Origin of the sequence: Nitratireductor sp. GISD-1A_MAKvit (assembly GCF_040819555.1) — a bacterium.
Classification (GTDB): Bacteria; Pseudomonadota; Alphaproteobacteria; order Rhizobiales; family Rhizobiaceae; genus Nitratireductor.
This window is the reverse complement of record NZ_CP161920.1, coordinates 3,776,566-3,795,950: the sequence shown is the minus strand read 5'-3', so window position 1 is coordinate 3,795,950 and position 19,385 is coordinate 3,776,566. Positions and strand designations below refer to the sequence as shown.

Sequence of the window (19,385 nt, the reverse complement as noted above, 5' to 3'; positions counted from 1 at the left end):
GCGCGATATGGCCGGGAATGTCCTCACCGGCGGCCAGCAGGCTGGATGCACTGCGCCGGGCAGCGGCCGCGTCACCGCGCTCCACCGCACGCGCCGTGTCGCCAGTGAAGAAGGCCTTCCAGAACCGGCGACGCGCAAGGCCACGCGGCACCAGCCGGTCCACGGCGTCGCGGTATTGCGTGGCGAGCTGGGCGAGTGCGCCAAGCGACGGGGAGAGCATCTGGTCGACGCGCGCCCGCACCATCTGCGCCAGCACGGGGCCGGCGCCCTCGGTTCCGATCGCAACCGCGAGCGGCGCCCGGTTCACGAGCGCTGGCGTGTAGAAATCGCAAAGCTCGGGCCGATCCACCGCGTTGACGGGAATGGAGCGCGCCCGCGCATCCGCGACAATGATGCGATCCTGCGCCTCGTCATCGGTCGCGGCAAAGACCAGCGCTGCATTCTCGATATAGCGCGGAGCATAGGGTGCCCTGATCAAACGGGCGTCATTGGCCTCGGCCCAGTCAGCGAGCGCTTTCTCGGGCGCATCGGCAACAAGTGTGAGCGCCGCACTCGACTGGTTGAGAAGGCGCGCCTTGGCGAGCGCCTCGTCGCCATTGCCAACAATAACGACCGGGCGGTTTTCCACCCGCATGAACACGGGGAAAGCGGCAAGCTTTTGAGTGTCTGTCGCCATGGTTCGCGAGCCTTCGTGAAAGATGCCCTGAATAATGGCGGCTTGCAGCATTGCCTGAGAAGAAACACACTCGCCGTCGCGCGGAAGCGACAAGATTGCTTTTTCGCCGCACCGCTTTCCGGCAGGAAATCCTTCCGCGAACCTTTCGGTATACCCATATCCATCAGTGGAACGGGAAGCGGCAGACTGCGTTTCCTCAGAACCATAGAAGCAATGGAGATTGATATGGCTGAGTTCCGGCTCGTACACGATGCATGGGTTGTCGTCGCCGATGGCGAAAAGGCGCTGTTTCTTCGCAATGAGGGCGATGCGACCTATCCCAATCTTCAGGTGGTGCGAACGATCCACGAAGAAAATCCACCAAGCCGCGAGCAGGGGACAGACAAGCCGGGGCGCTTCAATGATGGCAAGAATGTTCACCGCAGCGCCGTCGACGAGACAGACTGGCACCGTATCGAGAAGGAGCGTTTTGCAGCCGAGGTGGCAGAGCGGCTCTACAAGCTCGCTCACAAGGGCAAGTTCAGCAAACTTGTGCTCGTTGCCCCACCGCTGGTGATGGGTGAACTGCGCAAGGAAATGCACAAGGAAGTGGAAGACAAGGTGATCGGTGAGATCGCCAAGACGCTGACCAATCACACGGTCGGCGACATCGAGAAAGTTCTGATGCAGTAGTAGGGCCGAAGGCGGGCGGTGCGTGGCATTGTGTCGCCACGCGCTGCATCCGGTTTCACCGTAGCGGGAGCCGTAACCCGGCCTGGGTGCTCAGACGTGCTGTCCGCCATTGATATGGATTTCCGCGCCCGAAACATATGACGACTGGGCCGAGCACAGAAAGTAGATCGTCTCGGCCACTTCCGATGTCTGCCCCAGCCGGCGCAGCGGAATGGTCTCGACGATCTTTTCCGTGCCGGGTGAGAGGATCGAGGTTTCGATCTCGCCGGGCGCAATGGCGTTGACGCGAATGCCGTGCGGGCCGAAATCGGCGGCCATTTCGCGCGTGAGCGCCACGAGCGCGGCCTTGGAGGTGGCATAGGCGGTGCCTGCAAAGGGATGCACCCGGCTGCCGACAATGGAGGTCACGTTGACCACGGAACCCCTGGCGTTGCCGAGTTCCCTGAAGAGCCCGCGCGCCAGCATGATCGGCGCAAAGAAATTCACCTGAAAAACGTCGCGCCACACATGCATTGGCGTTTCGATGGAATTCATTCGTTTGCCGCCTTCGAGCTTGGGAGAGATGGCGGCATTGTTGACCAGTGCATCCAGCCGTCCGCCATTGGCTTCCAGCCGGTGGCGGATTTCGGCAATGGCAGTGCCCACATCTTCCTGGTCGGAAAGATCAAGCTTGATATGGTCTTCCGGTCCCGCCGGCCACGGGCAGTCCTCCGAGAAAGCCTGCCGCGAGCATGTGATCACACGCCAGCCCTCGCGCGAAAAACGCTTCACCGTCGCGTGGCCAATACCCCGGCTGGCGCCGGTTAAAACCAGTGTCTTGCGTTCGTCGACCATGCCCTGCTCCCTGTTCCGCTCCTATGTAGGCCAGTGCGCGAGGGAATGCGATAGGCAAAAGCGGACCGGCGGGCTCTAATTTCCCAGAATGATGTCGAGAATGGAGGTCTGCTTCTTCTGCACACCACCTCCCACATCGGCAGGCGGCACAGGGCCGCGGACCGAAGCCGTGTGGCCTGGATCGCTGTGGGTCGGAAGGGCGGGGGGTGGTGCGGTTCGCGCTGGAGCTGCGCCACCGACAGCAGCCTGCGGGACAGGACGGGCCGTGGGCTCACGGGCCACGATGCCCGGTGAACCGGGCCTCCAGGAACCCGGCAGTTTCTTGACCGGGCGGCCCTTCTCGGCCTCCTTCATGAAGGCTTTCCATGCCGGAACGGGCATGGAACTGCCGGTTGCCTTCGTCGCCTTGGAAGCGTCGTTTCCGAACCAGACTCCTGTTACGAGATTGGCCGTATATCCCACGAACCATGCATCGCGCGATTGCTGCGTGGTGCCCGTTTTGCCTGCTGCCGGACGGCCGATGTTTGCTGCGCGCGCGCTGCCATATTCAATTGTCCCCGTCATCATTGCGTTCATCATGCCGATGATCTCCGGGCTCGCCACACGCGTCATGCGTGGCCTGTCGTGCTGGTAGAGCACCTTGCCGGATGCCGTCGTGATGCGCTGCACGAAATAAACCTCGGGCCTGTATCCGCCGGTGGCGAAGGGCAGATAGGCTGCCGTCAGCTCCAGCGGGGTCACCTCGGACGTGCCCAGAGCAAGAGACGCGTTGGCCTTCAGGTCGGATTCGATGCCCATCCGGTGAGCAAGCTCGACGATGGTTTTGGGGCCGGCTTCCATGGCAAGCTGAGCTGCGACCGAATTGAGTGAGCGTGCGAGCGCTTCCGATAGCGTGACGGGGCCATGGTACTTGCCCTTGTAGTTTTCGGGCGTCCAGTTGCCGATCTTGATCGGCGCATCGTTGCGCACGCTGTCGGGCCGCCGCCCCTGTTCGAGCGCAGCCATGTATACGAAGGGTTTGAAGGCCGAGCCGGGCTGCCGGCGCGCCTCGGAGGCGCGGTCGAACTGGCTGTTGGCATAGTCATAGCCACCCACCATGGCCCGCACCGCACCCCTGGTGTCGATCGAAACGAGCGCGCCCTGGCTTACGGAAAGCTTCCCGCCCTTCTCGTCGATCAGTTTGCGGATGGTCTTTTCCGCCTGTTTCTGCAGGCGCAGATCGACCGTCGCCTCCACGATGATGTCGCTCTTCACATCGCCGATCAGCCCGGGCAGTTCCTCCATCACGCGGTCGGCGAAATAGTGTTCCGAACCCGTCCAGTAGGCCGCAGCGCGCGTGGCGGGGCGGCTCATGGCGGTGGTCATCTCGCTGTCGCCGATCATGCCCTGGTCCCGCATGGCAGTGAGCACCACCTGCGCGCGGCTTTCGGCCGCCTGCGGATCACGTGCCGGTGAAAGGCGCGAGGGCGCTTTCAGCAAACCGGCCAGAAGGGCCGCTTCAGAAAGCGTGACATCCCGCGCAGACTTGTTGAAATAGCGCCGCGCGGCAGCCTCCACACCATAGGCGCCCGAGCCGAAATAGACCCGGTTCAGATACATTTCCAGGATCTGGTCCTTGGAATGTTTTTGCTCCAGCCACAGCGCCAGAAGCACTTCCTGCACCTTGCGTTCAATGGTCCGGTCGGGTTTTAGAAAAAGGTTCTTGGCCAGCTGCTGTGTGAGGGTGGAGCCACCCTGTTTCAGCCGCCCCGCCATGACGTTTTCTGCCATGGCGCGGGCAAGGCCAACCGGATCGACACCGAAATGCGAGTAGAAGCGCCGGTCCTCGATGGCGATCACCGCCTGCGGGATATGCGGCGACATTTCATGCAGGCCCCACCGCCTCGCCACCGGTCATACCGCGATTGGCAATCATCTCTCCGTCCGCAGAGACAATCTTCACGTTGGGCGGACGGTCAGGAATTTCCCATGTGGTCGCCGACGGCATCTTGGCGCCGTAGTAAGCGGTGAAGCCGGCCGCGGCGATGCCGCCCCAAAGCGCCAGAACGAGCGACCAGTAGACGGCGGTGCGCAGGAACCCGAAAAAGCCGCCACCGCCCCCGCTTTTTCGGCGCGTGTTTCTTGTGCGCCTGGAGCCTTTGCCTTTGGCAGGCCTGCGCCGCTGGCGTGTCGGCACGACGCGGTCGCTGTCACCGAGTTTCAGATCGTCTCCGCTCCGGCGCGCCGCCGGCGCGTCGAAAGTCGGCTCGATTCTTCGGTTTTTCGTCCTGCGCGCCATACGCTCACAAACCCCACAACCCTGCACCCGCACGTACTCTGCGGGCACAGTAAAAGGCAGCGGTTTAAGGCGCAGTTAAGTCAAATTAAACAAAAACGGCTGGAAGCGCTCAGCTATGAGCGAAGATATCCGCCTCTTCCCAGCCCATCAGGTCCAGTTTGGCCCGCGTCGGCAGGAAGCGAAAGCAGGCTTCGGCCTCACGCGTACGCTTTTCGCGCTCGAGCCGCGCAATCAGCTTTTCACGCAACTGATGCAGGTAGAGCACGTCGGACGCCGCGTATTCGAGCTGTTCGGGCGAAAGCTCCTCGGCTGCCCAGTCGGAAGACTGCTGCGCCTTGGAAAGGGAAATGCCGAGCAGTTCGTTGCAAAGATCCTTCAGCCCGTGGCGATCCGTATAGGTGCGGGTGAGACGCGAGGCGATCTTGGAGCAGAACACCGGCTCCGGCATCACGCCGAAGCTGTGATAGAGCACCGCCAGATCAAACCGCGCATAATGGAACAGCTTGGTGATCTTGCGGTTCTTCAAAAGTGCGACGAGGTTGGGCGCCTTCTTCTGCCCGGCATCGATTTGCACCACATCGGCCGTGCCATCGCCGGGCGAAAGCTGCACCACGCACAGCCGGTCGCGGTGCGGTTTCAGGCCCAGTGTCTCCGTGTCGATTGCGACGGCATCGACATCGTAGTTGCTGAGATCGGGCAGATCGTTCTTGTGAAATCGGATCGTCATGGTGTTCTTCCAGGCTTACTTGCTGCTCAGGGCATCGAGAATGCGGACCCAGGAGCGCTGGCCGCGCTGGAAAGAGTTCAGGTCGTATTTCTCGTTCGGTGAATGGATGCGGTCATCCTGCAGGCCAAAGCCCACCAGCAGCGTTTCCATGTTGAGCATGCGGCGGAACTCGCCGGCAATCGGGATCGAACCGCCCATTGCAATCGCCACTGCGGGCTTGGGCCATTCGTCGCTCAGCGCACCCTGCGCCTTTGTCACCAGCGGCATGTCGTAATCGAGTTGGAATGCCGGCGAACCGCCGTGCGCGTGGAACTCCACGCTGCAATCGGTCGGCAGCCGTTCCTCGACAAAGGCGCGGAACGCGGTGCGGATCTTCTCCGGGTCCTGCTTGTGGACCAGCCGGAAAGAAACCTTGGCCGAGGCTTCTGCCGGAATGACGGTCTTGAAGCCTTCGCCGGTATAGCCGCCGGTGATGCCGTTCACTTCAGCGGTCGGGCGGGCCCAGACGAGCTCCAGCGCCGAGCGATCCTTCTCGCCAAACAGGTTTGAAAGGCCGATTGGGCCGAGGAAATTCTCCGTCGTCTCGCCAAGCCCTTCCCAGCTTTTCAGGATCTCTTCCGGCGTTTCCTCCACGCCTTCATAGAAGCCCGGCACGGTGACCCGCCCGTTCTCATCATGCAGGTCGCCCAGAATGCGGGCCAGAACCGTGATGGGATTGGCCGCCGCTCCGCCGAAAAAGCCCGAATGCAGGTCTCGGTCCGCCGCCTTAATGGTGATTTCCTCACCCACAAGCCCACGCAGGCCGACGCAGACGGCAGGCGTCTGCGGGTCCCACATGGCGGTGTCGCACACCAGCGCGTATTCGGCTGAAAGCTCTGCGCGGTTTTCTTCCAGGAAGGGACGCAGCGAAGGCGAGCCGGATTCCTCTTCGCCCTCGAACAGGATGGTGATCTTGCAGGGCAGCTTGCCATGCACCGCCTTGTAGGCGCGGCAGGCTTCCACAAAGGTCATGAGCTGGCCCTTGTCGTCCGAAGAGCCACGCCCGACAATGGCCTTGCGTCCGGGCTCGATCTCCTTGACCGCGGGATCGAACGGATCGTTCTCCCACAGGTTCAGCGGATCGACCGGCTGCACATCGTAATGCCCGTAGAACAGCACGTGCGGCCCCTCGCCATCGTGATGGGCCACCACCATCGGATGACCTGCCGTGTCACGCACGCTGGCCTCGAAACCGATCGTCTTCAGGTCCTCCACCAGCCACTCGGCAGCCTTGCGGCATTCATCGGCAAAGGCAGGGTCGGTGGAAATCGACCTGATCTTTAACAGGTCGAAGAGCCGCTCCAGACTCTGATCGAGAGAACGATCGAGCTGATCGAGAACCGGGGCGATATCGGACATGGAAAGCTCCTGAAGACTGTTCGGAGAAAGTGCTCAAGCGGCCTATCACATTCAGGCCGCGATGAGGAAAGGAAAAAGGGCCGCACGGGCGGCCCTTCGGGTTGTTTCGTCAGAACCTGCAAAGGCCTCAGTAGGGGCAGGCGTTGTCGCTGAGGAAGTTGTGCACTTCGATCTCGCCATCGATGATCTTCTGCTTGGCTTCCTCGACCGCAGCCTTCATCTCGTCAGTGATGAGATCCTTGTTGTGTTCATCCATCGCATAGCCAACGCCTTCCTCGGCAAGTCCGAGATCCTGAAGGCCATAGGTAAATTCCCCATTCTTGGCATCCATGAAGGCATTGTAGACGGCAACATCCACCTTCTTGACCATGGAGGTCAGCACATGGCCCGGATGCAGGCCGTTCTGGTTGGAATCGACGCCGATGCCAAGCTTGCCCGCGTCCGCTGCAGCCTGCAGAACGCCAACGCCCGTGCCGCCGGCCGCGTGGTAGATCACATCGGCGCCCTGGTCGATCTGGGTGCGCGCGATCTCGCTGCCCTTCGTCGCGTCGTTCCAGGCGGCGGGCGTGTCACCGGCATAATTGCGGATCACCTTGGCGTCCGATTTCGCCGCCTTTGCGCCGCCGACATAACCGCACTCGAATTTTCCGATGAGCGGGACCTGCATGCCGCCGACAAAGCCGACTGTACCGGTCTCGGAGGCGAGCGCTGCAAGCATCCCCACCAGATAGGAGCCTTCCTGCTCCTTGAAGGTGACCGAGCGCACATTGGGCGCGTCGACAGCATCGTCGATGATCGTAAAGTCGAGGTCGGGATATTCGGGCGCCACCTTTTTCAGATAGTCGACCCAGGTAAATCCGGCCATGACAATGGGATTGTGGCCCTTGTCGGCAAAGTGGCGCAGTGCCTGCTCGCGCTGGGCATCATTGGAGATTTCAAACTCCTGATACTCGATGCCGGTTTCTTCCTTGAAGCGCTCGGCGCCATTATAGGCAGCCTCATTGAAGGATTTGTCAAACTTTCCTCCCATGTCATAGATGAGAGCGGGGGCGATTTCGTCCGCGAATGCGCTTGCGGACAATGCGGTGGCGGCCAGTAGGCCGAGAACAATACGCTTCATGTGATCCACACCCTGTCGGTTGTATTTTCTCTCGTTCTTTGCCACGGGTGCTACGGCCTGAAAGGCTCGTCTCTTCCCGCGCCCTTGCGAGCATTCCGCCGCCGGCCATGGACTGGCAGGGATGGCATGAGAAAAGCGGTTCACTCTTCTCCTGCTTGCACTGTTGCATGGCTGATTTGAAATTTCACGCGGAATTTTGACCATCCGGAAAACACGTCGCTTCTGGCGCTGCCCTGATCGACCGCAGCCCGAGGGATTTCCGTTTTCGCGGGGAAATCAGGCGAAAGTCGGCCTCCGGCGCCGGTGCCCGAGCGCAAGAAACAGAACAGCCAGAGCAGCAAAAACCGCCCAGCCGGGCATGTTGAGAACGGACACAAGGACAGGATCCCAGAGCATCGGAAGCGTGTGCTGCTGGATCAGCATCTGAAACTGGTTCAGCGTCTCGGGAGAGACGGAAGACCAGCTTTCCCTCAACGGCGTGAAGGTGAGCGCGGAAGCCGCTATCGAGCGTGTTGCATCGATCACCGCCATGATGACGGCGACTGCCAGGGAGAAAAAGGCCAAAGCTCGAAAAATCACGCGAAACATCGCTTCCTCGTTTTGCGACAGGTTCGGCAGGCGGACGACTGTGTGCGAGACATAGGCTGCGCCATGCAGGATGGCAATCGTTGCCCGTGAGGTCGAGCCTTTGCCCGTTTCAGGAACAGGAAAACACAGCAAATTGCAAAAACTGTCACAGACTGGACTTGGCATTCGCGTTCATTTCGACTAGATGAGCCTCGCGCAAGGCTGAAAAAGCCGCGCCTGGAGAGGTGGCCGAGTGGTTGAAGGCGCACGCCTGGAACGCGTGTATACGGGAAACCGTATCGAGGGTTCGAATCCCTCTCTCTCCGCCACTTCAGTCCCTGAGTGGGCACTGCGTTTACGCCACTTCCCGCCACGAGCGTCTGTAGCAGCCGGGACTTCGATCCCATGATGCGAACCTCGCCCTCCGCGACCTCGACGCGCTGAGCGAGTGCGCGCAGGTGGTCGCGGCGATAGCCGCCGCCTTCCAGCCGGATACGCTCGCGGGCGGTTGCGGCGAACTTGCGCAGCATCTGCGGCGTCACCGCCTTCTGTCCTGTGTTCTGAAGCATGGCCTGTGCGCGCGCTGCATCGGCCTTGGCCTGATCGCGGATGGCCTTGAGACCGTCGATGCGGTCTTTCAGCGCCGGATCGTTCAGATCGGCAACACCTGCCTCGATGGCGTCATAGAGCCGCTTGAGGCGCAATTCCGATTCGGCTGAGCGCTTGTTCAACTCGGCGATGTGCTCGCGGCGGCGTTCGGCGTGTTCTTCCCTGCGGTCGAGCGCGGCGGCAAGAACGGTTTCCAGCCGCTCGGGCTGGAGTAGCTGCTTTTCAAGGTGATTGACGACCAGATCGTCCAGCTTTTCCATCGGCACGGCCATGCCCTCGCAGGCGGTGGGACCCTGTCGCGCTTTCATGGAGCAGGCATAATAGCGATAGCGCCCGCCCTTGCCGGTGCGGATGGTCATGGCTCCACCGCACTTGGCGCAATGGATCAGGCCGGTCAGCATGGTTGGGCCGTTGATGACGCGGGCGGGCATGACCTTTGGGTTGCGGGCTTTGAGTAGCTTCTGCACTGCCTCGAAGGTTTCGCTGTCGATGATCGGCGGGACCGGAACCGTCACGATCTCACTGACCGGCTTCAATTCCTTGGTTTTGGAGCGTTTGTTGAACTCATGCTCGCCCATATAGGTGCGGCGGGTCAGAATACGGTGAACCTGACCGATGCCCCAGCGTCCGCCGTCGCGGGTGAAGATGCGGCGGCTGTTGAGATACGAGACGATGTTCTTGACGCCCATCTGTCCGGTGGTGCCGTCGCCTTCCAGCGCAAGACGATAGATCAGCCGCACCGTATCGGCGTGCAGCGGATCAATCTCCAATTTCTTCTTGGTCTTCGCACCGCGCTGCTCGGCGGCGACGGTGCGGTAGCCGATAGGGGGAAGCGAGCCGTTCCAGAAGCCTTGGCGGGCATTCTCCTTCAAGGCCCGCATGACGTGCTTGGCGTTTTCCTTGGACTGGTATTCATCGAACAGCGCCATGATCTGCCGCATCATGACGTGCATGGGGTCATCCCCCATTTCCTGTGTTATCGAAACCAGCTTCACGCCGTTCTTCGCCAGCTTGCGGACATAGAACTCAAGCTCGAAGTGATCGCGGAAGAACCGGCTGAACGAATGGACCACGACCACATCGAAGGGCGCGGGCTTGGACGTTCCCGCCTCGATCATGCGCTGGAATTCGGGGCGACGGTCATTGGTCGCCGATGCGCCCGGTTCGATGAAGGTTTCGACCAGTTGCAGCCCGCGTGACTCGCAATAGGATTCGCCCTGCCGCTTCTGGTCGGGAATCGACACGTCATGCTCGGCCTGCCGCGCCGTCGAGACACGAAGATAGAGGGCGGCGCGCTGCATCACCCGATGCGAAGATTCGCCATTGCTCGAAATTGTCATGAGGCTTCTCCCGACAAAAGGCGCTGTGCGGTCGCAACAGGCAGATAAAGGGTATTGGGCCGGTCAGTCAGCGGCGTGAAGCCGAAGGCCGCGTAAAAGGCTGCGGCCTTCGCGTCGATAGCGTCGGCGAATATGGCGTGAGCGCCTATCGGCGCTTCGGCGACGGTCCTGATGGCGTCGAACAGCAATACCTCTCCGAGTCCAAACCCGGCATAGGACTGGTCTCGTCCAAGCCAGCCTATCAAAACGGCCGGGACGGTCGGATAGCGCGGCAACCGGCTCGCCAGCAGCTCGGGCACGGCGGTCAGCGGGACGTTGCTCGATGACAACGTGTAGAAACCTGCAATGCGGTCGGTCTCAAGGTCTCGGGCGACAAAGCAGGTCGCGTATCGGCGCTTCATGTCCTGCGTGACCGTCTCGCGGAAATAGCGGTCTATCCGCTCGTTGCCGCACGAGAACGTCTTGCGCTGGTGGGCCTTGGTCAGCGCCTCTATCGCAAACCTCGCAATCACCGGGGCGCGATCAGGTCAGCATGACGCTTCGCGGCGCGGGCCAGACGTGCATTGGGCGCGGGCGGGTCTATCAGCGCCTTTGCAAAGCGCACCTGATCCTCGGCCGCCAGACGCAGCACATCGGCTTCCTCGACCGTGCGGCGGGCATCCTCGCCAGCCGTGGCGATGAGATAGCCCGTCAGTGTCATGCCGCGCAGCTTGGCCGCGCGCTGCATCTGCTCATAGACATGGACGGGAACGCGCGCCTCAAGGCGTGCGGTTTCGATTTCACTTGCGGGTCTGGGCATGGTTGATCTCCTTGAAGGAATATATACGGCATATTGCCGGATTTATCAAGGATCGGATGAGCCATAGAGTTCATCGAACAGGTCTCCGAACCATCGCTCGAACACCTCGATCTCGGCTTCTGTTACCGGAACGGGGTCGGGCCAGTCGTCGGTAACGGTCCATGTGCTGAGGTCGTGCTTGGGCGGCCTGCCGGGGAATGGCCACGGATAGCCCAACAATTCCTCAAGCTGCTCCGACGCCGTGGGCGGTCGTTTGGCGTTCCGGGAACGGGATGCCGTCACCGGCTTGTGGTCGTCGCTGCGATCAGAAGTCATCGAGGAAGTCGAATTCGTTGAACGAACGCTGCCGCCATCCGGCAGGGTTGGCGACCCAGCGGTTGAGGTCGGATTCCTTCCATCCCGCGCCGTTGGCGCTGATCCTGATCTGGGGCGGGAACGTGCCCTCCTTGATCTTGCGGTAAATGGTGGATCGAGACAGGCCGGTGCGGGCGAGAACGGTCTTCAGGCGGACGATACGGTCTGGCTGGCGCATGGTCGTGCTGCCTCCTGCTGGTTGTTTCTGACGATTGCAGAGACCAGTGAGAGCAACGAATTATCGTTGTGCAACAATTATTTAGGTGTCGTAGTAGTATAGCGTAGAAACGGCGGTAAATAGGATGGTTCTACGCTCTACAATCCGATGCCTCGGCCTCGGCCGAGGCCGTGACTGAGGGCAAGTTGACGCCCGAGTCTCATCCCTGAGTCAAAATCCATGCTGATGCCGAGTTGCTTCTTGCGGCCTTCGAGCAGGGATTCCATCTGGGGATCGCGTTCGAGGCTCATCGCCATGTTGCCCATCTCGGCGCGCGCGGCGTGATAGCCGGAATAATTGCCCGCCGCATATTGGCGCTCGCCGCTCTGTTTGATGTCGCGGAACCGTTCCACGAAACGATCCGCGCAGCGCTCCGGGCTGGTGCGGATTTCGGTTTCTAGTTGCAGGGCGCGGATGGCGCGACTGACCTTGCCCGATCCCGCCTCATGGGCAAGACCCTCATCCTTGGCATAGGCCGCTTCCGCATCCCGCCATCCATAGGGCCGCACCGCATCGAACACCTTGCGGGCATCGACCAGTTCATCCCATTGCGCGGGGCTGGCCTTGCTCCCGGCATCCTCGGCGTTGAAGACCTGGCCAACGGCATGGGCATGGCGGATGAGCGCCATTCTGCGGGCGTGGCGCAAGGCGTCTTCCGGGCCTATTCCGGTGTCCTGTGCTACCGCCTCGATCTCCTGCCTTATTCCCCTGCCGGTCGTCTCCCTTTCCGGCCCCTCCGCACCGTCACGGATTTTGCGCACGCTGAAAATGATGTCGCCGATCCGGTCAACGGCATTGTTCGGAGCATGAACCTGTTCAACGGCAGCATCATGGGCATGGACGGTGATGCCCCGCCGCTCGGCATAGTTCTGCGCCGGGTCGTAATCCGTCGCCATGTCTTTGGCCCGGTCGCGCGACAGGGTGTTGATGAGCTTGTCCTGACCGGCGAAGTCGTCGCGGCCATAATGCAGGTCCATGCCGTCGCGATGGCGCGACAAGGCGACATAACTACCGTGGGCGTCCATTCCCGGTGTCGCCAGCACATGGGTGCGGTCTACTGTCATGCCCTGCGCCCTATGGATGGTCGCGGCATAGCCGTGGTCGATCCGGTCGTAGTCTTTCAGGTCGAAGGCGATGTCGCGCCCGTCATCGGTGCGCACGCTCATGCTCTGCGCGCTGACCTGTTCTATGGTCCCGAGCGTGCCGTTCTTCACGCCAAGACTGCGCTCGTTTTGCAGGAACATGACGCGATCCCCGCTGGCGAAGTGCTGTTCGCCCCGTTCGACCGTGACGCGCACGTCCTCGCCCAGATCGCCAGCCTCCCGCATCCGGCCACGGGCGGCCTCGTTGAGTTCGCGCACCTCGGCGTTGGTGTGGGTGAGGATGATGCGGCTGCTGTCGGGAGAAGCCTGCCGTTCGCGGTCCCAACGGTCGATCAGATCGCCGCGCGCCTGTTCGCGGGTTTCAGCGGAATGCACCATGTCGTGACGGTCATAAGCGACGATGGCATTGCCGGTTCTTCCTGTCGCCAGATCGCGCGTGGCGTCCCGCTGCCAGTCCTCGCGCTGGCGGCGCACCTCGCCGATTTCCGCGCCGCCATGGCGCTCATGGATAGACCGGAACGCCGCGCCCGCCTCGATGGATTGCAACTGCTGCGGATCGCCGACCAGCGCCACCTTTGCGCCAGCCTCGGCGGCATGGGACAGAACGCGCTCCATCTGCCGCGTCCCGACCATGCCCGCCTCGTCGATGACAAGCACGTCGCGCGACGTGAGCATGTCGCGCCCGCTCTTCCAGCCGTGTTCCATGCTGGCGATGGTGCGGGACGCGATGCCCGATCCGCTTTCCAGATTCTCAGCCGCGATGCCGGACAGGGCGACGCCTCGGACTTCAAAGCCGGACGCCTCCCAAGCCTCGCGCGCCACGCCCAACATGGCGCTCTTTCCCGTCCCGGCATAGCCGACGACAACGCCAAGGTCGCGCCCGTCCGTGACATGCGCCAGCGCGTCGGCCTGCTCGCCAGACAGGACAAGGCCGCGTTCTTCCGCGCGGGCAAGTGCGGCCTCTCTGTCGCGGTCGCTGACCTCGTGCAATTCCTTCCCGGCCATCACCTCGGCGGCGCGGTGCAGGCGCTGTTCCGCCTCGATCATGTCGCGGGTCGTGAAGCGGTCCTCGCCGCGTGCGTCCTGCCCAAGCTCGACCAGATCGGGCGAACCGCGCATCGCGCCCATGACCTCGTTGAACTGGTCGATGCCGTCGCTGTGGCGGTGCGCGAACTTCGCCATGTCGCGGCGCGTGAAGGTCGATTGCTGCTGTGTGATCGCGTCCAGCGCCACGGAAGGATCGGCGATGATCCTCTCGCCATTGTTGCGGGCGATCTCGCGGTGCAAGTCGGCGCGGTCTGCGGCCTCGACGCCTTCGCCTTCGATCCGCTGCGCCGGTGCGCCGATCTGGCTTTGCGGCTCGAGCCCGATCCCCTGCGCCTCAAGGCTGCGATGGTCGATCCGGGCGTCTATGTCGAGTTCAGCCAGCCGCTCGTTGACATGCTCGGCCCAACGCTCGCGCCACCGCTCCACCATCTCGGTGCGGTTCCAGTCCCGGACTTTCGGGCCGAACCCGTTCTCGTCCACGCTGCGCATGGTGAGCATGACATGGGCATGAGGCTTGGGGCTTCCGTTCTCGGCAAAATCCCAATGCACGTTCAAATCGGCGATCATGCCCTGATCGACAAATTCGGCTTGGGCGAAGTCGCGCGCCAACTCGATGCCCTGCGCCTGCGTAATCTCGCGCGGAATGGCGAACTCCACCTCGCGCGCAAGCTGGGCGTCCTTGCGGACCTCGAAGGCTTCGACATCATTCCAGAGCCGTTCGCGGTCGCCAAGATGCTCGGGCGCATTGTCGGGCAGCATGATTTCGGAATGGACGACGCCGCGTTTATTGGAAAAATCCTGCACGCGGTCGATGCGCTCGTCGCGCATCCGCGAGGCCGAGCGGTAGGCGGCGGACGCCACCGCACTGCTTCCGGCCTTGCGGCCAATGACCTTGACGTGAAGATGATAGATCGCCATCGCGATCAAGCATTGGCACGACGAAGCGCACGTCGGAACGACGTATAAGCGCGCCCTCCCTCGAAAAAATCTCGGGATGGACCGCCACGTGCCAGACCGTCCCGGCAACAATACTGCGTTCCGCCACCTGCGCAACTATCCTTACCGCATCAACCACTTGCGACAGCGAAAGGACACCGTAATGCGCAAACCACGGGACTACGACGCGGAACTGAAGGCCCTTGAGGACAAGGCGCGGGAACTGAAAATGCGAAAGGTGCAGCAACTCGGCGAACTGGTCATCGCCACCGGGGCTGATGCGCTCACAGCTGACGAACTGGCCGGGGCGCTGATCGTACTGGCGGAAACAACTGATGCCGGAAAGCGGGAGGCGTGGGCCAAGCGCGGCGCTGGGTTCTTTCAGGGCCGGTCGCGGCGAATTGCATCAGCGCCTGACCGCGACGCTGGCGGCACTCCGACACAACCGGGCGGCACGCAAACGGCATCAGGCGGCACGGGCGCGGCATGACATGCGGACGTGGCAGGTCGAGAGACGCAAGCGAACGCGCCACCTGATCGAACTCGGCGGTCTCGTCGTCAAGGCGGGCATCGTGGACCTGACCGGAGACGACCGCGCCATGATCTACGGCGCGCTGCTCTGGATCGCTGACAAGCTCAACAGCGAGGACGGCGACCATGCGCGCGATACATGGACGAAACTCGGAAAGACGGCGTTCGAGATGGAGCGTCCGGCAGGCGCATATGGCAGAACTCAACCGCAGCAGGATCGGGCCTGATCGATGGCGGGCGGCGCGGAGACCTCATACGTGGACGGCCCCTTGCTCGCCATCGCTGATCATATCGTAGGTAGCTGGTGCAGAATGCAATTCCCATAGGGCATTCGTGCTAGTTGCGTCAGACCATTGGAGGCGGGAACATAACGTGGCCGGGTTTTTGGTCGGACTCATGGTCGTTGATCTCCGAAATCCGGCTCGTCATTTCGTTCCATGATACCAACGCGAACGGCTGAACCTGCGATGTTTGATCCGATAAGCTGCCAGATAGCGCGCACGTTGGCCACGCTTGCTGCAATAGCCGCCGGCGTGGTGCTTGGCTTCCACCCGGTCACTGTGCAGGCTACGGAGTCGGTCTACGATTGCCGGTTCGATCCAGGGGCTTCGCCGCTCACATGGGCGATAATCCGGTACGACGATTCCACCGGACAGATTGGCGTTTCCGGCTCGCATCTCGATACGGGAGATCTTGCGTCTGGATTTGCGATGAACACTCTCGGGCGAGAGATCGAGTTCAGGCACGAGGTGCGCAACGCGGGCCGCCTGGAGAATATCAGCAGCTACCGGATCGACAGTACCAGCGGCAAGGCGACAGGCAGCGTCGATCTCTATGGTGAAGACGGTAACTATATTCGCGGCGGTCCGATGACGGTTAACGGACATTGCACAATCGCCACGACGCGGGTGAATTCGGTGGATCGGCCCGCAAGGTCCGTATCGCAGGAAGTCTGCCATACGGACAACAGCCCGACCCAGTTTCTGGATAGCCTGAGCTATTGCGCCAGTTCCGTTCTCTCACCGCAGGCCGGCAACACCTATGGGCCGAAGAACCTCTTCTGGGGCCCCGAAGGAGCAGCCTGGTGCGAGGGACGCGCCGGAAATGGCGAAGGCGAGACGATCCGGATCGAGACCAGGCCGGAGGTCACTATCCATGCCATCAACATCCACAACGGCTATCAGAAATCCGCATCGACCTTTGCGAACAATGGCAGGATCAAGGTCATCGAGATCGAGGCGGCGGGTAGCAAGGAGAGATTTGCTCTCCGCGACGCACCGGGCGGGCAGCGTCTCTCGCTAAGCACGCCTGTTCAGGCCGACACGGTCATCGCTCGTATTGTCTCGATCTACCCGGGCGACCACTATGCCGACACCTGCCTTTCCGGCTTGTCGCTCGATCTGGAAGGGTTTTAGCAGGGCCGCGAGCCATAATTCCGTGCCTATTGGCGGCGCCACTCGATAGCTATCCCCACGCCGGAAGGGGTATCCACGCCCTCTCCAATTACATCGAGATAAACCATCCCCTCGCCTGACGGCGCTCTCCAGCCGGCGGGTCTCCCATTGTATCGCCACTCCGAAACAGTTTCGCCAAAAATGTTGTTGAACACCTCGAGCGCCGTTGTCTTAGTCTGATTGTAGACTGCGTTCTCGGATTGAATTGTGCACCCGGAATTGCCGTATTCTCGCTTTCCTGCCGTAAGATAGGCGGTGAGGCCATCTGACGGATGACGACCCTCGAATTCGTTGTCGCCAATGGTGATCAGTTTGAACCCCATTTGCCGCAAACGTGCTTCTGCCCCTTCGAAATGGGGCAAAGTACTGAAGCACACATACTCGAAAATAGAGGTTAAGTCGTATGTTGGCCCATCCAGAGCATTGGCTGGAGCCGAGGGGAAAAGCAAGAGGAGAGAAATCCCTCCCACACAAATCTTCTTCATGGCATGAAACCTTTCATATCGTGCCACGAGTATAAACACCCTCGATTTTTAAGTGCGATTAGCACAGATGACCTAACCGCAAAGCGGATGGGCATTATGCATCGCCACCTGAAGAATATCGCTCTCTGCCGCATCGCCACGACACGCATGAGGGCGATGGACCTGCTCGCGAACACCAATAGCACATCTGAGGGAATGGATTTCGGCTGCCTTCCAAACCTAACTTTGTATCGCGTTGCCGCGCGTGCGATCCGCATCGGGCAATGTTGCGGTAACCGTTAAGGATATCCAACCAACAAGAGCGACACAATGAAAGCGATTAAATTCCTAGCCCTGGTTGTCGTCTCCGCCAGCCTCGGCGCGCCGGCACATGCCGAGGGATATGTCATTGCCGTCAGAAGGGCTGACGGCAGCCAAGTCACGAACTTCAGCGCATGGGACAATCCCAGTCTTCGCTGCCAGAACGGTTCCCGAACCGTGAGTTTTCGACTCTGCAATAGAGACCTCTACGCCTGCGAATCGAATCTAAGCAGCGCGAGAAACGACATGGTGAAGAATCAAGGCTTCTTCGAAGTCAGGTATTCGGACCGTCCAGGCCGTCCCAAGGCGTGCTGATCGGGCTTCTTGCGCGCTCGGGAGAATCGCGGCACTGACGACATACGTTCGGTCGAGCCGCGATTTTTCCTAGCCAGCCGGTATCGGGAACAAGCGATGACATGGAAGACGACCGGCCCGGCAGGTCGAAAGGACTGGAAGATCTCCCTTTCGCCCGATCCGCTGGAGCAGGCGGTCGTGCTCGTTGTCGCGTGGGCGTTTGCAGGCGGCCTGCTTTACGGCCTGTCGCTTCTCGAAGGCGGCCTGCGCCCGTTCTGGTACGTCCTCGTCCTGCCTTTTCCCCTCATCGTCAGCTTCTATTCGCTGCGCGGCCTAACGGGCCGTAACGGGCAACTGGAGCTTCAGGCGGACGGCTTCTGGCGCACGGCGCCACACGGCGAAAGGCTTTTCCTGCGATGGGACCGGGTGGAAAAATTCGGTGTCGGGGTTTTCGGCGATCCCGTGGTGACCGGCACAGGAGTTTCCGTCCCCGAGTTCGCTTTCATCGACGAGGGCGGCGAACGCAAGGTCGCGCGCCTATCCGGGAATCTCCCGCTTTCGGCCGAAAGGCTGGCGGGACTTATGGAGTTTGCGCGTCGCGAAGCCGCAAGGGGATGGCCAAACCCGCCGCGCGACTTGAAGGCCCTAATCAGCCAGGCTGCAATCCCGGACTCTTGAAAGGTCGCAGCGCCTGGTTTCCGGCAGCATCAGCTTGCGATGCAGCGGCACGATCTCGAAACGGCCGTTATCCTCGTCCAGTTGCAATACGACTTCCTTCATCAGCAGATCATAGACGTCACGGCAGAATTCCGGGCCGCCCGCATCGTCCCGGTCGCTTTGCCCGGTCACTTCGAAAATGGTCTCAGGCCAGCATTTGTCGCGGTTGGTGGCCGTAAGGTGGACGACGATATGCTCGCGATCCGGCCTCAGTTCGTAGAACACCCCCCAGGCGGTCTCTTCAAATAGCTTCTTTTGCTCTTCGCGACGGAAGACTGGCGCCTGGTCGAGAAAGTAGGAGACATCGAGCGGTTCCATCGGCGGGTCGACGACCTCCCAGGCTCCGCCTGGGCGGCGGGCGTAAAACTCCGCGTAGCTGTCGGCAAACATCACGTCTGCCTCGAAGGTGCCAACCATGGTGGCGGCGATGGCTCCGCCGTCGGAAAGCGGCCAGAACTTGAACGTGTTGACCGCCCAGCCGCCGCCTTCCTCCAGATAGGCGAGGAAGCGTCCCTTCTCATCGATCCGCGTTTTCAACAGCACGCCAGCGGCATTCGTCACCATCCTGCCATCCCGCGTGTCGACGATCGGGAAGAAGACGGTATCGCCGATCGCGGCATAAAGATCGTAGATCGTTTCGCCCGCATTGGCTCCGTGCCCGAGTCCCAGCAGGAGAATTGTGGAAGACAGGAGTTTCCTCATCACACGTTCTCGCTCCGCTTTTTCCGGATTGCGTCATGGATGAGCCAATAGACCGTGCCGTAGACCGCGCCCGGCAGGGTGAAAAGTGGGCCTATGGTGGCGAACTCGTGTATCGCCGAGGTTCCCCAGGCACCCCAGCCGGTCGCGACGGCACCAAAAAAACGTGGCAAGCCATGGCGCTGCTCCCCCAGACAGTGCGCAGCGAACAAAGCCGCGATACCCGCC

18 protein-coding genes, 1 tRNA gene and 3 pseudogenes are annotated in these 19,385 nt (G+C 61.4%); 6 read left to right on the top strand and 16 right to left on the bottom strand.

Going from position 1 to position 19,385, the window contains the following annotated elements:
- Nucleotides 1-94: 94 nt before the first annotated feature.
- A pseudogene (locus AB2N04_RS19540) lies at nt 95-634 on the bottom strand (bifunctional precorrin-2 dehydrogenase/sirohydrochlorin ferrochelatase); the annotation flags it as partial.
- Nucleotides 635-901: 267 nt separating this feature from the next.
- On the opposite strand from AB2N04_RS19540, the gene AB2N04_RS19535 reads away from it, so the two are divergent.
- Nucleotides 902-1,348 (top strand): host attachment protein, encoded by a 447-nt coding sequence (locus AB2N04_RS19535; protein WP_367716431.1) that lies wholly within the window; start codon nt 902-904, stop codon nt 1,346-1,348.
- A 90-nt stretch (nt 1,349-1,438) separates the two neighbouring features.
- On the opposite strand, the gene AB2N04_RS19530 is transcribed toward AB2N04_RS19535, so the two are convergent.
- From AB2N04_RS19530 to AB2N04_RS19505, 6 genes and pseudogenes are all read right to left on the bottom strand, one after another.
- The gene (locus tag AB2N04_RS19530; protein ID WP_367716430.1) at nt 1,439-2,182 is read right to left on the bottom strand and encodes an SDR family NAD(P)-dependent oxidoreductase; all 744 of its coding nucleotides are present in this window, start codon (nt 2,180-2,182) and stop codon (nt 1,439-1,441) included.
- Between the two features lie 75 nt (nt 2,183-2,257).
- Nucleotides 2,258-4,460: pseudogene (locus AB2N04_RS19525) on the bottom strand (transglycosylase domain-containing protein).
- A 109-nt stretch (nt 4,461-4,569) separates the two neighbouring features.
- On the bottom strand, nt 4,570-5,187 hold the full coding sequence (locus tag AB2N04_RS19520; protein ID WP_367716429.1) for a ribonuclease D: 618 nt from the start codon (nt 5,185-5,187) through the stop codon (nt 4,570-4,572).
- A 15-nt stretch (nt 5,188-5,202) separates the two neighbouring features.
- On the bottom strand, nt 5,203-6,585 hold the full coding sequence (locus AB2N04_RS19515) for a dipeptidase (RefSeq protein WP_367716427.1): 1,383 nt from the start codon (nt 6,583-6,585) through the stop codon (nt 5,203-5,205).
- A gap of 127 nt (nt 6,586-6,712) precedes the next feature.
- Nucleotides 6,713-7,705: a BMP family protein gene (locus AB2N04_RS19510; protein ID WP_367716426.1), complete on the bottom strand. Its 993-nt coding sequence runs from the start codon at nt 7,703-7,705 to the stop codon at nt 6,713-6,715.
- A 276-nt stretch (nt 7,706-7,981) separates the two neighbouring features.
- On the bottom strand, nt 7,982-8,425 hold the full coding sequence (locus tag AB2N04_RS19505) for a hypothetical protein (protein ID WP_367716425.1): 444 nt from the start codon (nt 8,423-8,425) through the stop codon (nt 7,982-7,984).
- A gap of 86 nt (nt 8,426-8,511) precedes the next feature.
- On the opposite strand from AB2N04_RS19505, the gene AB2N04_RS19500 reads away from it, so the two are divergent.
- Nucleotides 8,512-8,601, top strand: a tRNA-Ser gene (locus AB2N04_RS19500).
- On the opposite strand, the pseudogene AB2N04_RS19495 reads toward AB2N04_RS19500, so the two are convergent.
- The 6 genes and pseudogenes from AB2N04_RS19495 to traA all read right to left on the bottom strand — a co-directional run.
- Nucleotides 8,572-10,182 (bottom strand): annotated as a pseudogene (locus AB2N04_RS19495) (recombinase family protein); the annotation flags it as partial. The gene AB2N04_RS19500 and the pseudogene AB2N04_RS19495 overlap by 30 nt on opposite strands.
- A 35-nt stretch (nt 10,183-10,217) precedes the next feature.
- The gene (locus AB2N04_RS19490) at nt 10,218-10,733 is read right to left on the bottom strand and encodes a GNAT family N-acetyltransferase (protein WP_367716423.1); all 516 of its coding nucleotides are present in this window, start codon (nt 10,731-10,733) and stop codon (nt 10,218-10,220) included.
- Nucleotides 10,730-11,020: a DUF1778 domain-containing protein gene (locus AB2N04_RS19485; protein WP_367716421.1), complete on the bottom strand. Its 291-nt coding sequence runs from the start codon at nt 11,018-11,020 to the stop codon at nt 10,730-10,732. The genes AB2N04_RS19490 and AB2N04_RS19485 overlap by 4 nt, the downstream gene beginning before the upstream one ends.
- A 45-nt stretch (nt 11,021-11,065) precedes the next feature.
- Entirely contained in the window at nt 11,066-11,335 is a 270-nt protein-coding gene (locus tag AB2N04_RS19480) for a hypothetical protein (RefSeq protein ID WP_367716420.1), read from the bottom strand.
- Nucleotides 11,325-11,552 (bottom strand): helix-turn-helix transcriptional regulator, encoded by a 228-nt coding sequence (locus tag AB2N04_RS19475; protein WP_367716419.1) that lies wholly within the window; start codon nt 11,550-11,552, stop codon nt 11,325-11,327. Before AB2N04_RS19475 ends, AB2N04_RS19480 begins: the two co-directional genes overlap by 11 nt.
- Nucleotides 11,553-11,689: 137 nt before the next feature.
- A complete protein-coding gene (gene traA / locus AB2N04_RS19470) occupies nt 11,690-14,659 on the bottom strand; it encodes a Ti-type conjugative transfer relaxase TraA (RefSeq protein WP_367716417.1) in 2,970 nt (989 codons plus the stop codon).
- Nucleotides 14,660-14,840: 181 nt separating this feature from the next.
- On the opposite strand from traA, the gene AB2N04_RS19465 reads away from it, so the two are divergent.
- The 3 genes from AB2N04_RS19465 to AB2N04_RS19455 all read left to right on the top strand — a co-directional run bounded on the left by AB2N04_RS19465 (nt 14,841) and on the right by AB2N04_RS19455 (nt 16,623).
- Nucleotides 14,841-15,167 (top strand): conjugal transfer protein TraD, encoded by a 327-nt coding sequence (locus tag AB2N04_RS19465; protein ID WP_367716416.1) that lies wholly within the window; start codon nt 14,841-14,843, stop codon nt 15,165-15,167.
- 1 nt (nt 15,168) lies between these two features.
- The gene (locus AB2N04_RS19460; RefSeq protein WP_367716415.1) at nt 15,169-15,435 is read left to right on the top strand and encodes a conjugal transfer protein TraD; all 267 of its coding nucleotides are present in this window, start codon (nt 15,169-15,171) and stop codon (nt 15,433-15,435) included.
- A 240-nt stretch (nt 15,436-15,675) separates the two neighbouring features.
- Complete coding sequence (locus tag AB2N04_RS19455; protein ID WP_367716414.1) at nt 15,676-16,623, top strand: hypothetical protein; 948 nt, start codon at nt 15,676-15,678, stop codon at nt 16,621-16,623.
- 26 nt (nt 16,624-16,649) lie between these two features.
- Here the strand turns inward: AB2N04_RS19455 and AB2N04_RS19450 are convergent, their stop codons facing one another.
- Complete coding sequence (locus AB2N04_RS19450; protein WP_367716413.1) at nt 16,650-17,147, bottom strand: hypothetical protein; 498 nt, start codon at nt 17,145-17,147, stop codon at nt 16,650-16,652.
- 711 nt (nt 17,148-17,858) lie between these two features.
- On the opposite strand from AB2N04_RS19450, the gene AB2N04_RS19445 reads away from it, so the two are divergent.
- Entirely contained in the window at nt 17,859-18,419 is a 561-nt protein-coding gene (locus AB2N04_RS19445) for a hypothetical protein (protein ID WP_367716412.1), read from the top strand.
- Here the strand turns inward: AB2N04_RS19445 and AB2N04_RS19440 are convergent.
- Nucleotides 18,387-19,163, bottom strand: coding sequence for a hypothetical protein (locus AB2N04_RS19440; protein WP_367716410.1), 777 nt, complete (start codon nt 19,161-19,163; stop codon nt 18,387-18,389). The two genes, AB2N04_RS19445 and AB2N04_RS19440, sit on opposite strands and share 33 nt — an antisense overlap.
- Nucleotides 19,160-19,330: a hypothetical protein gene (locus AB2N04_RS19435; protein WP_367716409.1), complete on the bottom strand. Its 171-nt coding sequence runs from the start codon at nt 19,328-19,330 to the stop codon at nt 19,160-19,162. Before AB2N04_RS19435 ends, AB2N04_RS19440 begins: the two co-directional genes overlap by 4 nt.
- Nucleotides 19,331-19,385: the final 55 nt, after the last annotated feature.

Bases quoted from the DNA above. Each gene is read 5' to 3' on its own strand.
- AB2N04_RS19520 (WP_367716429.1), bottom strand. From the start codon at position 5,187: ATGACGATCCGATTTCACAAGAACGATCTGCCCGATCTCAGCAACTAC.
- AB2N04_RS19475 (WP_367716419.1), bottom strand. From the start codon at position 11,552: ATGCGCCAGCCAGACCGTATCGTCCGCCTGAAGACCGTTCTCGCCCGC.
- AB2N04_RS19485 (WP_367716421.1), bottom strand. From the start codon at position 11,020: ATGCCCAGACCCGCAAGTGAAATCGAAACCGCACGCCTTGAGGCGCGC.
- AB2N04_RS19445 (WP_367716412.1), top strand. From the start codon at position 17,859: ATGACATGGAAGACGACCGGCCCGGCAGGTCGAAAGGACTGGAAGATC.
- AB2N04_RS19460 (WP_367716415.1), top strand. From the start codon at position 15,169: ATGCGGACGTGGCAGGTCGAGAGACGCAAGCGAACGCGCCACCTGATC.
- traA (WP_367716417.1), bottom strand. From the start codon at position 14,659: ATGGCGATCTATCATCTTCACGTCAAGGTCATTGGCCGCAAGGCCGGA.
- AB2N04_RS19450 (WP_367716413.1), bottom strand. From the start codon at position 17,147: ATGAAGAAGATTTGTGTGGGAGGGATTTCTCTCCTCTTGCTTTTCCCC.
- AB2N04_RS19455 (WP_367716414.1), top strand. From the start codon at position 15,676: ATGTTTGATCCGATAAGCTGCCAGATAGCGCGCACGTTGGCCACGCTT.
- AB2N04_RS19510 (WP_367716426.1), bottom strand. From the start codon at position 7,705: ATGAAGCGTATTGTTCTCGGCCTACTGGCCGCCACCGCATTGTCCGCA.
- AB2N04_RS19530 (WP_367716430.1), bottom strand. From the start codon at position 2,182: ATGGTCGACGAACGCAAGACACTGGTTTTAACCGGCGCCAGCCGGGGT.
- AB2N04_RS19465 (WP_367716416.1), top strand. From the start codon at position 14,841: ATGCGCAAACCACGGGACTACGACGCGGAACTGAAGGCCCTTGAGGAC.
- AB2N04_RS19515 (WP_367716427.1), bottom strand. From the start codon at position 6,585: ATGTCCGATATCGCCCCGGTTCTCGATCAGCTCGATCGTTCTCTCGAT.
- AB2N04_RS19480 (WP_367716420.1), bottom strand. From the start codon at position 11,335: ATGACTTCTGATCGCAGCGACGACCACAAGCCGGTGACGGCATCCCGT.
- AB2N04_RS19535 (WP_367716431.1), top strand. From the start codon at position 902: ATGGCTGAGTTCCGGCTCGTACACGATGCATGGGTTGTCGTCGCCGAT.